The 12,828-nt window shown below is 64.2% G+C and carries 17 protein-coding genes and 1 tRNA gene; 12 read left to right on the forward strand and 6 right to left on the reverse strand.

Features of this window, described 5'->3' with window-relative positions; translation table 11 throughout:
• Positions 1–170: 170 nt before the first annotated feature.
• Positions 171–404 carry a hypothetical protein gene (locus tag C4301_RS07465; RefSeq protein WP_352414471.1) on the reverse strand — a complete coding sequence of 78 codons (234 nt, stop codon included), beginning with the start codon at positions 402–404 and terminating at the stop codon, positions 171–173.
• Between the two features lie 22 nt (positions 405–426).
• Here C4301_RS07465 and recO point away from each other — a divergent pair, with 22 nt between their 5' ends.
• The 4 genes from recO to C4301_RS07485 are packed head-to-tail and all read left to right on the forward strand — an operon-like array spanning position 427 to position 3,695.
• Entirely contained in the window at positions 427–1,089 is a 663-nt protein-coding gene (gene recO / locus C4301_RS07470) for a DNA repair protein RecO (protein ID WP_352414472.1), read from the forward strand.
• Positions 1,090–1,146: 57 nt separating this feature from the next.
• Positions 1,147–2,802 (forward strand): acyl-CoA mutase large subunit family protein, encoded by a 1,656-nt coding sequence (locus C4301_RS07475; protein WP_352414473.1) that lies wholly within the window; start codon positions 1,147–1,149, stop codon positions 2,800–2,802.
• Positions 2,803–2,811: 9 nt separating this feature from the next.
• Complete coding sequence (locus tag C4301_RS07480; RefSeq protein WP_352414474.1) at positions 2,812–3,231, forward strand: cobalamin B12-binding domain-containing protein; 420 nt, start codon at positions 2,812–2,814, stop codon at positions 3,229–3,231.
• Positions 3,228–3,695 carry a PaaI family thioesterase gene (locus C4301_RS07485; RefSeq protein WP_352414475.1) on the forward strand — a complete coding sequence of 156 codons (468 nt, stop codon included), beginning with the start codon at positions 3,228–3,230 and terminating at the stop codon, positions 3,693–3,695. Before C4301_RS07480 ends, C4301_RS07485 begins: the two co-directional genes overlap by 4 nt.
• A 27-nt stretch (positions 3,696–3,722) precedes the next feature.
• Here C4301_RS07485 and C4301_RS07490 read toward each other — a convergent pair.
• Positions 3,723–3,797: transfer RNA gene (locus tag C4301_RS07490), tRNA-Ala, on the reverse strand.
• Between the two features lie 168 nt (positions 3,798–3,965).
• Here C4301_RS07490 and rpsB point away from each other — a divergent pair.
• The 8 genes from rpsB to C4301_RS07530 are packed head-to-tail and all read left to right on the forward strand — an operon-like array spanning position 3,966 to position 10,173.
• Entirely contained in the window at positions 3,966–4,730 is a 765-nt protein-coding gene (gene rpsB, locus C4301_RS07495; protein WP_352414476.1) for a 30S ribosomal protein S2, read from the forward strand.
• Positions 4,727–5,317 carry a translation elongation factor Ts gene (gene tsf / locus C4301_RS07500; protein WP_352414477.1) on the forward strand — a complete coding sequence of 197 codons (591 nt, stop codon included), beginning with the start codon at positions 4,727–4,729 and terminating at the stop codon, positions 5,315–5,317. Before rpsB ends, tsf begins: the two co-directional genes overlap by 4 nt.
• A gap of 53 nt (positions 5,318–5,370) precedes the next feature.
• Positions 5,371–6,075 (forward strand): UMP kinase, encoded by a 705-nt coding sequence (gene pyrH, locus C4301_RS07505; protein WP_352414478.1) that lies wholly within the window; start codon positions 5,371–5,373, stop codon positions 6,073–6,075.
• A gap of 9 nt (positions 6,076–6,084) precedes the next feature.
• A complete protein-coding gene (frr, locus tag C4301_RS07510) occupies positions 6,085–6,639 on the forward strand; it encodes a ribosome recycling factor (RefSeq protein ID WP_352414479.1) in 555 nt (184 codons plus the stop codon).
• The gene (locus C4301_RS07515) at positions 6,636–7,460 is read left to right on the forward strand and encodes a phosphatidate cytidylyltransferase (protein WP_352414480.1); all 825 of its coding nucleotides are present in this window, start codon (positions 6,636–6,638) and stop codon (positions 7,458–7,460) included. Before frr ends, C4301_RS07515 begins: the two co-directional genes overlap by 4 nt.
• Positions 7,457–8,551: a 1-deoxy-D-xylulose-5-phosphate reductoisomerase gene (dxr, locus tag C4301_RS07520; protein WP_352414481.1), complete on the forward strand. Its 1,095-nt coding sequence runs from the start codon at positions 7,457–7,459 to the stop codon at positions 8,549–8,551. Before C4301_RS07515 ends, dxr begins: the two co-directional genes overlap by 4 nt.
• Positions 8,548–9,555: a M50 family metallopeptidase gene (locus C4301_RS07525; protein ID WP_352414482.1), complete on the forward strand. Its 1,008-nt coding sequence runs from the start codon at positions 8,548–8,550 to the stop codon at positions 9,553–9,555. The genes dxr and C4301_RS07525 overlap by 4 nt, the downstream gene beginning before the upstream one ends.
• Positions 9,556–10,173, forward strand: a complete 618-nt coding sequence (locus tag C4301_RS07530) for a glycosyltransferase family 2 protein (protein ID WP_352414483.1) — start codon at positions 9,556–9,558, stop codon at positions 10,171–10,173.
• On the opposite strand, the gene C4301_RS07535 is transcribed toward C4301_RS07530, so the two are convergent.
• From C4301_RS07535 to C4301_RS07550, 4 genes are all read right to left on the reverse strand, one after another.
• Positions 10,157–10,681 carry a hypothetical protein gene (locus C4301_RS07535; protein WP_352414484.1) on the reverse strand — a complete coding sequence of 175 codons (525 nt, stop codon included), beginning with the start codon at positions 10,679–10,681 and terminating at the stop codon, positions 10,157–10,159. The genes C4301_RS07530 and C4301_RS07535 overlap by 17 nt on opposite strands.
• Positions 10,678–11,463 (reverse strand): pyrroline-5-carboxylate reductase, encoded by a 786-nt coding sequence (gene proC / locus C4301_RS07540; RefSeq protein WP_352414485.1) that lies wholly within the window; start codon positions 11,461–11,463, stop codon positions 10,678–10,680. The genes C4301_RS07535 and proC overlap by 4 nt, the downstream gene beginning before the upstream one ends.
• Before the next feature lie 4 nt (positions 11,464–11,467).
• Positions 11,468–12,661 carry an RsmB/NOP family class I SAM-dependent RNA methyltransferase gene (locus C4301_RS07545; protein WP_352414486.1) on the reverse strand — a complete coding sequence of 398 codons (1,194 nt, stop codon included), beginning with the start codon at positions 12,659–12,661 and terminating at the stop codon, positions 11,468–11,470.
• The coding region (locus C4301_RS07550) for a stage V sporulation protein S (protein ID WP_352414487.1) at positions 12,658–12,828 on the reverse strand (171 nt) is incomplete at its 5' end. The genes C4301_RS07545 and C4301_RS07550, both read right to left, overlap by 4 nt.

Genomic DNA, 12,828 nt, shown 5'->3' on the forward strand with positions numbered 1-12,828 from the left:
GAAAGGAACCAGATCCTTGGGAGTAAAAGGTAGGGGCTGCATGGCTTAAGTTTGCCTTGTCGCAACCAAGAGGGGGAGGTCAGTTAGTTTTCAAAGTGATGAGAGGTCAGCCAAGCGTTAAGTGAAGGATCGTTTCGTGAACTTTCACTTATTCTTAGAGAAAATCCGATCTATGCTGTGCGCCTCTGTAGGAAGCGCACCACCAGATAGGCCAGCCCTACCAGGACCAAGGCAGGAACAGCATACTTCAAAATGAACCAAACAAGGCCGGAGAGGGCCAGAAGGAGCTTGCCCAAGAAGGTGAAGACCCACCCGCCAAGCCAAAGGGCAAGGAGCAGGCCCACCGCGATTAAAAGGCCCAGCACCAGCCATTCCAGGATGTCCTGAAGCGTGCGGTCATTCATAGCTTTAGCATAACATGGAAAAGTGGAGCGGTACCGCCTCGAGGAAGGCATCGTGGTGGGCCGGAGGCCCCTTGCCTCGGGGGACCTCCTGGTGCGGTTTTTAACCCCCAGGGGAACCCTCGAGGCCGTGGCCAAAAAGGGCCAGAGGCCCACGGGCCGAACGGGAAGGCTTTCCCTCTTTCACCACGTGCGCTTCCAGCTCTACCAAAAAGGCCCGGAGGCCCTTCCCACCCTGACCCAGGTGGAGCTTGTGGGCCGGCTTTCCGGCCTCGAGGCCCCCCGGCGCTACCTCATGGCGAGCTTCCTGGCGGAACTCGGCTACGCCCTGGCCTCCCCCGAGGCCGCTTCCCGCCTCTTCCCCGTCTTCATCTCCGGGCTAAGGGGCATCGCCAAACACGATCCCCCCCTTTTGGCCCTGGTCTGGGCAGGGTGGCGGATGGTGAAGGCGGCGGGCCTCGCGCCCAGCCTCCTGGGCCAGGGGACCCACCTGAAGGGAGGGCGGCTGGGATCGGAGGGGGTTTACCTGGGCGAGAAGGGGGTAGAGGCCCTAAGGGCCATCCTCTTCCTCCCCGGCACGGAAGCCCTAGCCTACCTAGAGGGAGCCCCTTTGGACCGGCTTCTTTATGCGCTGAAAGCCCACGTGGCCGAACAGGTGGGCCCCTTGAGGAGCGCCCCTCTGGTGTGACGCCTATCTTCCCCCATGCAAAAAGCCGTATTATACTTAGGGCAAGCGGGAGGGCCTATGCGGAAAAAACACGACTGGATGCGGGAGACCTACCAGAAGAGCCTGGAAAAGATGCCGGAGCGCCCCCTGGCCCACCGAACCCTCTCCAATATCGCGCCCGAGCCCCTCTACACCCCGGAGGACATCGGTGTCTTAGACCCCGAGTACGAGGAAAAGCGGGGCTACCCTGGGGAATACCCCTACACCCGGGGGGTCTACGGCTCCATGTACCGGTCCAAGCTCTGGACCATGCGCATGTTCGCGGGCTTCGGCACCGCCGAGCAGACCAACGAACGCTTTAAAAAGCTCCTCAGGGCGGGCCAGACCGGCCTTTCCGTGGCCTTTGACCTTCCCACCCTGATGGGGTATGACTCCGACCATCCCCTTTCCCGGGGAGAGGTGGGCAAGTGCGGGGTGGCGGTCAGCAGCCTCGCGGACATGGAGATCCTCTTTGAGGGGATCAACCTCGAGGAGGTCACCACCTCCATGACCATCAACAGCCCCGCCAACGCCATCTGGGCCATGTACCTGGCGGTGGCGAAGAAAAAGGGCTACGACTGGAAAAAGCTCGGGGGAACCATCCAAAACGATATCCTTAAGGAGTTCATCGCCCAGAAGGAGTTCATCTTCCCTCCTGAGCCCAGCGTAAAGCTGGTCATCGACACCTTTGAGTGGGGGCCGAGGAACGTTCCCAAGTGGAACTTCATCTCCGTCTCCGGCTACCACATCCGCGAGGCGGGCTCCACCGCCGTGCAGGAGCTCGCCTGGACCCTGGCAGACGGGTTTGAGTACGTGGAGGCCGCGCTGAAACGAGGCCTGGATGTGGACGAGTTCGCCCCCAGGATCAGCTTTTTCTTTGACGTGCACAACGATTTCTTTGAGGAGATCGCCAAGTTCCGCGCGGCCCGGCGCATCTGGGCCAAGGAGCTGCGCCACCGCTACGGGGCCAGGAATCCGCAAAGCTGGGCCCTCCGCACCCACGCCCAGACCGCTGGGGTCTCCCTCACCGCCCAGCAACCTTTAAACAACATCGCCCGGGTAGCCATCCAGGCCCTGGCCGCCGTCCTGGGCGGGACCAACTCCCTCCACACCGATGCCTACGATGAGGCCCTGGCCCTTCCCACGGAGGAGTCTGCCACCATCGCCCTAAGGACCCAGCAGATCATCGCTTACGAGACGGGGGTTACCCACACCATAGACCCCCTGGCGGGAAGCTACTACGTGGAATGGCTCACCGACGAGATGGAGCGCCAGGCCATGGCCATCATCGAGGAGATCCGCCGCATGGGCGGGGTGGTCCGGGCCATCGAGGAGGGGTATTTCCTCCGGGAGCTTGCGGAGGCCAGCTACCGCTACCAGCAGGAGGTGGAGAGAAAGGAGCGGATCATCGTGGGGGTGAACGCCTTCACGGACGAAATCCCCTTGAAGGTGCCCATCCAGCTGGTGGACCCCGAGGTGGAGCGGGTGCAGGCCCAGCGTCTGGCCCGGGTGCGGCGGGAGCGGGACGCGAAGCGGGTGGAGGAGGCTCTTTCCGCTTTACGCCAGGCAGCGGTGGAGGGGCAAAACACCATGCCCCATTTCGTGGAATGCGCCCTGGCCTACTGCACCCTGGGGGAGATGATGGACGTTTTGCGGGAGGTTTACGGGGTGTATCAGGAGCCCGCCTACGTCTAAACTAGGGCCATGGATCGGCGCATACGGGTGCTCATCGCCAAACCCGGCCTGGACGGGCATGACCGGGGGGCCAAAGTGGTGGCCCGCGCCTTAAGGGATGCGGGGATGGAGGTCATCTACACCGGTCTCCGCCAGACCCCGGAGATGATCGTCTCTGCGGCCTTGCAGGAGGACGTGGACGCCATTGGGCTTTCCATCCTCTCCGGGGCCCACATGCACTACTTTCGTGAGGTCAAGCGGCTCCTGGACGAGGCCGGGGCCTCGGACATCCTCCTCTTCGGAGGGGGCATCATCCCAGACGAGGATGTGCCCAAGCTGAAGGCCCTGGGCGTGGCCGAGGTCTTCGGACCGGGGACCAGCACGCAGGAGATCGTGGACTTCCTGAGGCGGGCGGTGCCCGAGAAGTGGAAGGCGGAGGGGATGGCGTGAACTACATCCAGTCCTACTATCCGGAGGCGTTTGCCCATTGCTATGGATGCGGCCGCCTGAACCCGGAGGGGCTCCAGTTCAAAACCTACTGGGATCCACAAAGGAAGGAAAGCCGCACGGCCTTCACCCCCAAACCCCACCACATCGCCATCCCTGGCTTCGTCTACGGGGGGCTTCTCGCCTCCTTGGTGGACTGCCACTCCACCGCCACGGGCTCCGCGGCCCTTAAGGAACTCGAGCCCACCCCTGGGGACCAAGGCCCTTACCCCCGGTGCGTGACCGCGAGCCTCGAGGTGCAGTTCCTTAAGCCCACCCCCTTGGGCCCCACCCTGGTGGCCGTGGGGCGGGTCCGGGAAAGGACCGAGCGGAAGGTGGTGGTGGAGACGGAGGTCTATGCGGACGGGGTCCTCACGGTCAGGGGGAAGGCGGTGGTGGTACGGATCCCGGAAGGCATGGGCGGCTAGAAAAAAACCCGGGCCTTCCCGGGCTTTTGGTGGAGCCGGGCGGATTCGAACCGCCGCCCCCCTGCTTGCAAGGCAGGTGCTCTCCCTCTGAGCTACGGCCCCAAGGGCCAAAAGGAGTATAGCAAAGCCTGGGGGTTTCGCAAAGGGCCCCTTGCCGGTATAATCGGTGGCGGTGCGCCGAAGGCGGGCGCGGGCAGGGGAAGGTCCTGCGCCGGGGAGCTTTCGCCGCACCAGTGAACGCTCACCTCAACCTTCCCCGAATGGAGGAATATGCCTGTTCAGATTGCGGTCAAGGAACTCCTGGAGGCCGGGGTCCACTTCGGCCACGAGCGTCGGCGCTGGAACCCGAAGTTCGCCCGGTATATCTACGCGGAGCGCAACGGCATCCACATCATTGATCTACAAAAGACGATGGTGGAGCTGGAAAGGACCTTCCGCTTCCTCGAGGACCTGGCCATGCGCGGCGGCACGGTCCTCTTCGTGGGAACCAAGAAGCAGGCCCAGGACATCCTCCAGCTCGAGGCCGACCGGTGTGGAATGCCCTACGTGAACCAGCGCTGGCTAGGCGGGATGCTCACCAACTTCAAGACCATCTCCCGCCGGGTGGACCGTCTGGAGGAACTGGAGGAGCTCTTCGCCTCCGAGGCCATCCAAGAGCGGCCCAAGAAGGAGCAGGTGCGGCTTAAGCACGAGCTGGAGCGGCTCAGGAAGTACCTTTCCGGCTTCCGTAAGCTCAAGCGCCTTCCCGATGCCCTCTTCGTGGTGGACCCCACCAAGGAAAACATCGCGGTCAAGGAGGCGCAAAGGCTGGGGATCCCCGTGGCCGCCCTGGCGGACACCGACTCCGACCCTGACCAGTTGGACTACATCATCCCCGGGAACGACGACGCCATCCGCTCCATCCAGCTCATCCTCTCCCGGGTGGCGGACCTGATCATCGAAGCCAGGGGCGGGGTGGTGGAACCCTCCCCCTCCCGGGCCTTGGTGGAGGCGGAAGCCCCCGCCGCGTACGACGAAGGAGGGGTGGAAGCATGAGCCAGCTCGAGCTCATCAAAAAGCTCCGGGAATCCACCGGGGCGGGGATGATGGACGTGAAGAAGGCCCTGGAGGACGCGGGCTGGAACGAGGAAAAGGCCATCCAGCTCCTCCGGGAGCGGGGTGCCTTGAAGGCGGCCAAGAAGGCCGACCGGGAAGCCCGGGAAGGGGTGATCGGCCACTATATCCACCACAACCAGCGGGTGGGGGTGCTGGTGGAGCTCAACTGCGAGACGGACTTTGTAGCCCGCAACGAGCTCTTCCAGAGCTTAGCCAAGGATTTAGCCATGCACATCGCCATGGCGGCCCCCAGGTACGTGAGCCCGGAGGAGGTCCCAGCAGAGGAGCTGGAAAAGGAGCGCCAGATCTACATCCAGGCCGCGTTGAACGAGGGGAAGCCCCCGCAGATCGCGGAAAAAATCGCAGAGGGGCGGATTAAGAAGTACCTGGAGGAGGTCGTTCTCCTGGAGCAACCCTTTGTCAAAGACGACAAGGTAAAGGTGAAAGAGCTCATCCAGGAGGCGATTGCCAAGATCGGGGAGAACATCGTCATCCGCCGCTTCTGCCGGTTTGAGCTGGGGGCATAGGCCATGGGAGGCAAGGGGTCCTGAGGCTCTCCTCAGGGCCCTGTTTTTTGGGCATGAAATACAGACGCGTCCTACTCAAGCTTTCCGGTGAGTTTCTCACCACAAACGGCTTCGGCATAGAGCCCGAGGCCACTCGGCGCCTTGCGGAGGAGATTAAGAAGGCTTACGAGACCGGGGCCCAGATGGCCGTGGTCATCGGGGGCGGGAACCTCTGGCGGGGAACCCGGCAGGGGGTGGGGATGGACCGGGCCACCGCGGACTACATCGGGATGCTGGCCACGATCATGAACGCCTTAGCCCTTCAGGACGCCCTGGAAGCCCTTTCCATCCCCACGCGGGTCCAGACCGCCCTCACCATCACCCAGGTGGCGGAGCCCTACATCCGCCGCCGGGCTTTGCGCCACCTCGAGAAGGAGCGGATCGTTATCTTCGGCGGCGGCACCGGGAACCCCTTCTTCTCCACCGACACCGCCGCTGCCCTCCGCGCCTTGGAGGTAGGGGCGGAGGTCGTCCTGATGGCCAAAAACAAGGTGGATGGGGTCTACTCCGACGATCCCCGCAAGAATCCGAATGCGGTCCGGTTTGACGAGCTCACCTACCTCGAGGCTTTGAACCGGGGCCTCCAGGTCATGGACCCCACCGCGCTCACGCTCTGCATGGAGGCCCAGCTCCCCATCGTGGTCTTCGACATCTTTAAACCCGGAGCCCTGACGGGTATTATCCGGGGAGAGAGGATCGGGACCCTCATCCACACCTAGGAGGTAGGTATGTTAAAGGAACTTTACCAGGAGATCCGCACCCACATGCAGAAGTCCCTCGAGGCTTTGGAGCACAATCTGGCGGGGGTTCGGAGTGGCCGGGCAAACCCTGCTCTGCTTCTCCACCTTAAGGTGGAGTACTACGGCGCCCACCTCCCCCTGAACCAGATCGCCACCGTCACCGCCCCAGATGCCCGGACCCTGGTGGTCCAGTCCTGGGACCAAAACGCCCTCAAGGCGATTGAGAAGGCCATCCGGGAGTCGGACCTGGGGCTGAACCCAGCGAACCGGGGGGATGCCCTCTACATCAACATCCCTCCCCTCACGGAGGAAAGGCGAAAAGAGCTGGTCCGGAGCGTACGCCACATGGCCGAGGAAGCCCGCATCGCCATCCGGAACATCCGGCGGGAAGGACTGGAAAGGCTTAGGAAGCTGGAGAAGGAGCTGCACCTCCCCGAGGACGAGGTCAAGCGGGCCGAGGCCGAGGTGCAGAAGATCACCGACGAGTTTATCGCCAAGGTGGACCAGGCCCTGGAAAAGAAGGAAGCCGAGATCCTGGGGTGAAGGAGTCCCTATCCACCCGGGTGGCCTCCGCCTTGGCGGGCGCTTTCCTCCTCCTCTTCGTCCTATGGGTGGGGCTCCCTCTTCTCTTCCCCACCTTGCTTTTCGTCCTCTTTGTGGGCACCTGGGAGATGCACGAGATGCTCAAGCGGAAGGCGGTAGAGCTCAACCTCTTCTTCCTCCGGGCAGGAGGGGTGGTGATGCTCCTCTTCTCCTTGCCCCAGCTCTACTGGCATTACCCCCAGGTCCCCTGGCGGGAGGTGGCGCTGGGAATGGTCCTCTTGGGGGCGTTCAGCTATGAGCTCCTCCAGGGGGCCAACATCCCCCGGTTCGCCTTCAGTCTGATGGCCTTCTTGTATCTGCCCTGGACCCTGGGCTACGCCCTCCTCCTCCGTTACAGCCCAGACGGGACGAGCGGGCTCTGGACACTGACCTTGCCCATCGTGGCCAGCTTCGCCACAGACATCGGGGCCTATTTCGTGGGGCGCCGCTTCGGAAGGCGTAAGCTCGCCCCCGAGATCAGCCCGGGTAAGACCGTGGAGGGCTCCCTCGGGGGGATGTTGGTGAGCTTCTTCGCCCTTCTTTTCTACACCAGCCTGGTGCGCCAAGCCTTCCCCTTCGGGATTCTAGAGCTGATCCTTTTCTCCCTCCTCCTTTCCCTGGCCGCCCAGCTTGGCGATCTCACGGAAAGCATGTTCAAGCGCTACTGTGGGGTGAAGGACTCGGGGAACTTCCTCCCCGGGCACGGGGGGCTTCTGGACCGGATAGACAGTCTTCTTTTTACCCTACCTTTAACCTATTATCTGGCGGTGATCTTCACATGAGGCTTGTGGTTTTGGGTTCCACGGGCTCCATCGGTCGTCAGGCCCTGGAGGTGGCCCGCTGGCTGGGACTAAGGGTGGTGGGCCTGGTGGCCGGGAAAAACCTCGAGGTCCTCTCAGAACAGATCGCCCTCTTCCAACCCCTCATGGTGGCCGCAGAGGAAACCCTCTATCCTGAGCTTAAGGCCCGCTTCCCCTGGCTGAGGCTCGGAAGCCCCGAGGAGGTGGCCGCCTTAGAAGCCGAGGCGGTGGTGGCCGCCATCCCCGGCCTGGCGGGCCTTGGGCCCACCCTTACCGCCGTCCGCCAGGGGCGGCGGGTGGCCCTGGCCAACAAGGAGAGCATGGTGGCCGCGGGTCCCCTCCTTTGGGAGGAGGCCCGCCGCTCTGGTGCGGAGATCCTACCCGTGGACTCGGAGCACTCGGCGCTTTTCCAGGCCCTTTTGGGGGAGGCCAGGGAGGACGTGGCCGAGCTCATCCTCACCGCAAGCGGCGGCCCCTTCCTCTTCGCTCCTGAGGACCTCTCCAGCGTCACCCCAGAGATGGCCCTGAACCACCCCAGGTGGAGGATGGGGCCCAAGGTCACGGTGGACTCGGCCACCCTCTTCAACAAAGGCCTGGAGGTCTTGGAGGCCAAGGAGCTCTTCCGCTTTCCCCTGGAAAGGATCAAGGTCCTCATCCACCCCCAGGCCTACGTCCACGGCCTGGTCCGGTTTAAGGACGGTACCCTCAAGGCCAGCCTAGGCCCCACGGACATGCGCCTTCCCATCCAGTACGCCCTGACCCATCCCCACCGGGCCGAAACCCCCCTCAAAGACCTCCCCCTCCCCGAACGGCTGGACTTCCTCCCCCCCGACCTCCACCGCTTCCCCGCCTTGGCTTTGGCGTATGAAGCGGGGAAGAAGGGCAGGGTTTTCCAGGTGGCGGTCTCCGCCGCAGACGAGGTGGCGGTGGAGCGCTTTTTGAAAGGGGAGATCCGCTTCACCGATATTCCCAGGCTTTTGGAAAAGGTCCTTTCCCAAACCCCTGACCTTCCTTTAACCTGGGAGAACCTCTACCAGGTGGATGCCTGGGCGAAAGAGGTGGCAAGAAGATGAGCTTGGTTTGGTTTATCCTCATCATTGGCCTCAGCATCTTCATTCACGAGCTCGGCCACTACCTGGCGGCCAGGCTCCAGGGGGTCCGGGTTAAAGCCTTCAGCGTCGGCTTCGGCCCCGTACTCTTCCGAAAACCCCTCTGGGGCACGGAGTGGCGGATCGCCGCGATCCCCCTAGGAGGGTATGCGGACATCGAGGGCCTCATCCCGGAGGAGAAAGGCCTCGGGTACGACCGGCTAACCCTTTTGGGGAAGCTTCTCGTCCTCGTAAGCGGGGTGTTCATGAACCTTCTTCTCGCCCTCTTCCTCCTGGCCTACCTCTTCCACGCCCAGGGGGTGCCCGAAGCCACGGGCCGGGCGGTGGTCCTCGAGGTAGCCCAGGGAAGCCCTGCGGAAGCCATCGGGCTTAAACCAGGGGACGTCATCGTGGCGGTGGATGGAAAACCCCTGGAGCGGGCGGAGGGGATCAACCGGCTCAAGACCCCGGGGGCGCACACCCTGACCCTCCTGAGGGAGGGGAGGGAGCTGGTGCTTCCCCTGGTCTGGAAGCCGGGGTCTACGCGGCTCGGGGTGGTCTACCAGCCGGAGGTGATCTACCGGAAGATCGGATTCGCCGAGGCCCTTGGTTTAAGCGCCTCCCGCGCCCTGGCCTTTCTACCCCAGATGGTGAAGGCCTTGGTGGGGGGGCTTTTCTCCACCCTTTCAGGTAAAGAAGGCGGGGTGGTGGGGCCCTTGGGCCTGGTGGCCGAGGTGGGCAAAGCAGCGCAGGAGGGGGTTTTCCGGCTGATTGAGCTGACGGTGGCCATCAACCTCTCCCTGGCTTTGTTCAACCTCCTCCCCATCCCCGCTTTGGATGGGGGCCGGATCTTCTTGCTCCTCCTTTCCCGCCTGTTCCGCCTGAAGCCGGAGCAGGAGGCCTTGGCCCACTACCTGGGCTTCCTTTTCCTCCTCCTCCTCGTCCTCCTCGTGACCCTCCAGGACCTGAAGCGGCTTTTCGGAGGCTAGATGCAGGCCACCGTCCTTATCCCCGCCTTCAATGAGGAAAAGACCGTGGCCGAGGTGGTCAAAGTGGCGCGGGAGGCGGGGTTTCCCGTCATCGTGGCGGACGATGCCTCCCAGGACGCCACGGCCCAAAGGGCCGAGGCGGCGGGGGCCTTAGTGGTGCGGCTTTCAAGGAACCTGGGCAAGGGCGGGGCGGTGGCGGAGGGGCTTAAGCGGGTGGAAACCCCCTACCTCCTCCTCCTGGACGCGGACCTCATCGGCCTCCGGCCGGAACACCTCCACGCCCTCCTAAAACCCGTCCAGGCCGGTGAGGCGCGGATGAGCGTGGGGGTCTTCCGGAAAGGACGGGCTTCCACCGACTGGGCCATGCGCATCACCCCCTTTCTTTCAGGGCAAAGGGCCCTCGAGACCGAGGCCCTGAGGCGAATGGGGGGGCTGGAGCTGGCCCGGTATGACCTGGAACTCCTCCTCACCAAGCACGCCAAACGGGCGGGCTGGCGGGTGGTCTACCTGCCCTTGGAGGGGGTGAGCCAGGTGATGAAGGAGGAGAAACGGGGGGTTTTGGAAGGCTTTGCCCACCGGATGCGGATGTACTGGGAAATCCTCAGGGCGCTGTTTTGACCAGGTCTACCGGCCTGCCCCCGCTCAGGTACCGCACCACCCCGAGCCCGGGGACGAGGTAGAGCTCCACCAGGCCCGCCCCCCCCTTCTTGGTGGTGTAGGCCAGCCGGAGGCGGTAGGCATTGAACCGACCCAGGAGGGCCTCTACCCCCTCCACCGCCTCCACCCGGCCAGAAAGGGCCACCGTTTGCCCCTGGAAGACCCCCCGGCTGGACCAAGAGGCCCCCACCTCGAGGCGGCCGGGGTACAAAAGAAGGGGGGGCGCATAGGCAAAGACCCCCTGGGGGAGTTCCACGCCTAAAAGCCAGACCCCGTCTTTCAGGCGCAGCCGGTCCCGGCGGAAGGAGGCCTCCTTTGTGTACTCCAAAACCACCCCGTCCCCTTGCCGGCTGACCACCTTTTGGACGGTTCCGTCGGAGTAGACCCAGGTGCGGCCGGCCTCGAGGGGGAGGTAGGCCTGGGCCAGCCCGAAGGCTGAAAGAAAAAGGGCCCAAACACAAAGCCTCATTCCTCTTCCCCCAGGGCCTGCCCCCTCAGGGTGGCCCGCTCCACCGCCTCCATAAGGGCGGCCCGGAGGCCTTTGGCCTCGAGGGCGAAGAGGCCGTGGATGGTGGTCCCCCCCGGGCTCGCCACCTCGTCCTTAAGCCGGGCGGGATGGGTCCTTTTGAGCAGCTCCCCCGTGGCGGCCAGCGCATCCGCCGCCAGCTTCAACGCCAAGGCCCGCGGAATGCCCATCTTCACGCCTCCATCCGCAAGTGCCTCGGCCACCACCGCCAAATATGCGGGGGCGGAGGCCGACATCCCAGTGAAGGCATCAAAAAGCCGTTCGGGGATCTCGTACACATCCCCCACCGTGGCAAACAAGGACCGGGCAAAGGCCAGATCCCCCGCCTCCTCCGCCTCCTTGGGTCCGAAAAGGGCGGTGGAGCTTTCCCCGATCTCCGCCGCCAGGTTGGGCATGGCCCGGACGATTCGCCGTGTCCCCAGCCTCCGGGTTAGAACCCCCGTGGAAACCCCGGCCATGATGGAGAGGTAGCCCGTCAGGGGGTGGGCGATCAAGGGGGCCAAGGCGGGAAAGTCCCTGGGCTGAACGGCGATGAGGACCCGTTCCGCGCGGCCGAGCTCCTCAGGCCTTACCTCCCGGATCCCGAAGGCCTGGGCGAGTTCGTGGGTCCGCTCCGGGCTCCGGCCCAAGACCCCCACCTCCTCTGGAAGGAGGAACCCCCTCTCCAAAACCCCCCGGAGGATGCTCCTCCCCATCTTGCCCAAGCCCACGAAGACGAGCTTCATGCCTTTAGTCTACCCGCCTCAACCGGGCGTAGTAAAACCCATCCAGCCCGTCCTCCGGTCGAACATAGACCCCCAGGCCCTCACGAAGGACGGGCAAAGGGCAAAAAAAGGGCTCGAGGACGAACTCCGGGTGCCGATTTAAAAAGCCCCTTACCACCCCCTCCCCCTCCTCCTCCGTCAGGGTGCAGACGGAGTAGACCAGAACCCCCCCGGGCCGCGTGGCCTGGGCGGCGGTTTCCAAAAGCTGGGCCTGGAGGGCGGCCATGGCCTGGATGCCCTTTGGATCTAGCCGGTAACGGGCCTCCGGATGGGTGCGAAACGTCCCCGTGCCCGTGCAGGGGGCATCCAGAAGGACCTTGCCGGCCCGGTAGGGAATGGGCACCCTCAGGTCCCAAGTCTCAAAGGCCACCTCGAGGCCCAGCCTCCTCCAGGTCCGCGCCCCTGACCTTTGCCGCCCGGCATGGAGGTCCAAGGAACGCACCCGCGCCCCCCGGGAGGCCAGGTAGGCCGCCTTTACCCCCGCCCCCCCGCAGAGGTCCAAAACCTCCTCCCCAGGAGCCACCCCTAGAAGCTGGGCCGCAAAAAGGGAGGCGGGGTTCTGGGGCTGAAGGCCGAGGGCGGAAAACTCCGTCTCCCCCACGGGCCCTTCCCATACGAAGCTGTCCGGCAGGGGGCCCGGCCTCAAGGTCAAGGAAGAGGCGTTCCCCAAGGCGGTGACGAAGAGGGGGGCAGGCTGGTTAAAGGCCTGGGCGAACGCCACCTCGCCGAAGAAGGCCTCCCAAGCCTGCAGAAGGAAGTCCGGAAGGGAGAGCCAAACCCCCAGTGGGGCCTCTTTGAGCTCGAGCCGCCTAAGAACCGCGTTGACCAGGCCCGCCAAGGCGGGATGGGTCCTTTTTACCTCCTCCACCCAAGGGTGGACCCGGGCGTACCCCGGTTTCCCCTCGAGGAACTCATAGGCCCCTGCCCTCAGGGCCCAGCGCACCCTGGAGGGCAGCCTTTCCGGCTTTTTCAAAAGGGGCTTTAGGAGATGGTCCAGATACCGCAGGCGGCGAAAGACCCCGTAGGCCAGATGGGTTAGGAAGGCCCTATCCGCCGGAGAAAGGGCGTACCGGCGCACAAGGCTAGACAAAAGGGGCTGGAGCCTCCCCCCCGCCTCCACGGCCAGGAGGAGGTCCAGCGCCAACGCGCGGGCGGTCAAGACTCCAAGGGATGTGCCTTGATGGTGAAGCGCAGGGCGGTCCGCTCCTCGTTCTCCAGGTCCAGCTTGACAAAGGCGGGCTTTACCGTAAGGTCCAGGTTGTCCGGGGCGATGTAGCCGCGGGCGATGGCGATGGCCTTCACCGCCTGGTTCACCGCGGCCGGGCC

Origin of the sequence: Thermus sp., from assembly GCF_040290245.1 — a bacterium.
Taxonomy (GTDB): Bacteria; Deinococcota; Deinococci; order Deinococcales; family Thermaceae; genus Thermus_A.

Coding starts and splice junctions, on each gene's coding strand:
- C4301_RS07465 (WP_352414471.1), bottom strand. CDS start 404: ATGAATGACCGCACGCTTCAGGACATCCTGGAATGGCTGGTGCTGGGC.
- C4301_RS07475 (WP_352414473.1), top strand. CDS start 1,147: ATGCGGAAAAAACACGACTGGATGCGGGAGACCTACCAGAAGAGCCTG.
- C4301_RS07480 (WP_352414474.1), top strand. CDS start 2,812: ATGGATCGGCGCATACGGGTGCTCATCGCCAAACCCGGCCTGGACGGG.
- rpsB (WP_352414476.1), top strand. CDS start 3,966: ATGCCTGTTCAGATTGCGGTCAAGGAACTCCTGGAGGCCGGGGTCCAC.
- tsf (WP_352414477.1), top strand. CDS start 4,727: ATGAGCCAGCTCGAGCTCATCAAAAAGCTCCGGGAATCCACCGGGGCG.
- pyrH (WP_352414478.1), top strand. CDS start 5,371: ATGAAATACAGACGCGTCCTACTCAAGCTTTCCGGTGAGTTTCTCACC.
- frr (WP_352414479.1), top strand. CDS start 6,085: ATGTTAAAGGAACTTTACCAGGAGATCCGCACCCACATGCAGAAGTCC.
- dxr (WP_352414481.1), top strand. CDS start 7,457: ATGAGGCTTGTGGTTTTGGGTTCCACGGGCTCCATCGGTCGTCAGGCC.
- C4301_RS07525 (WP_352414482.1), top strand. CDS start 8,548: ATGAGCTTGGTTTGGTTTATCCTCATCATTGGCCTCAGCATCTTCATT.
- C4301_RS07530 (WP_352414483.1), top strand. CDS start 9,556: ATGCAGGCCACCGTCCTTATCCCCGCCTTCAATGAGGAAAAGACCGTG.
- C4301_RS07535 (WP_352414484.1), bottom strand. CDS start 10,681: ATGAGGCTTTGTGTTTGGGCCCTTTTTCTTTCAGCCTTCGGGCTGGCC.
- proC (WP_352414485.1), bottom strand. CDS start 11,463: ATGAAGCTCGTCTTCGTGGGCTTGGGCAAGATGGGGAGGAGCATCCTC.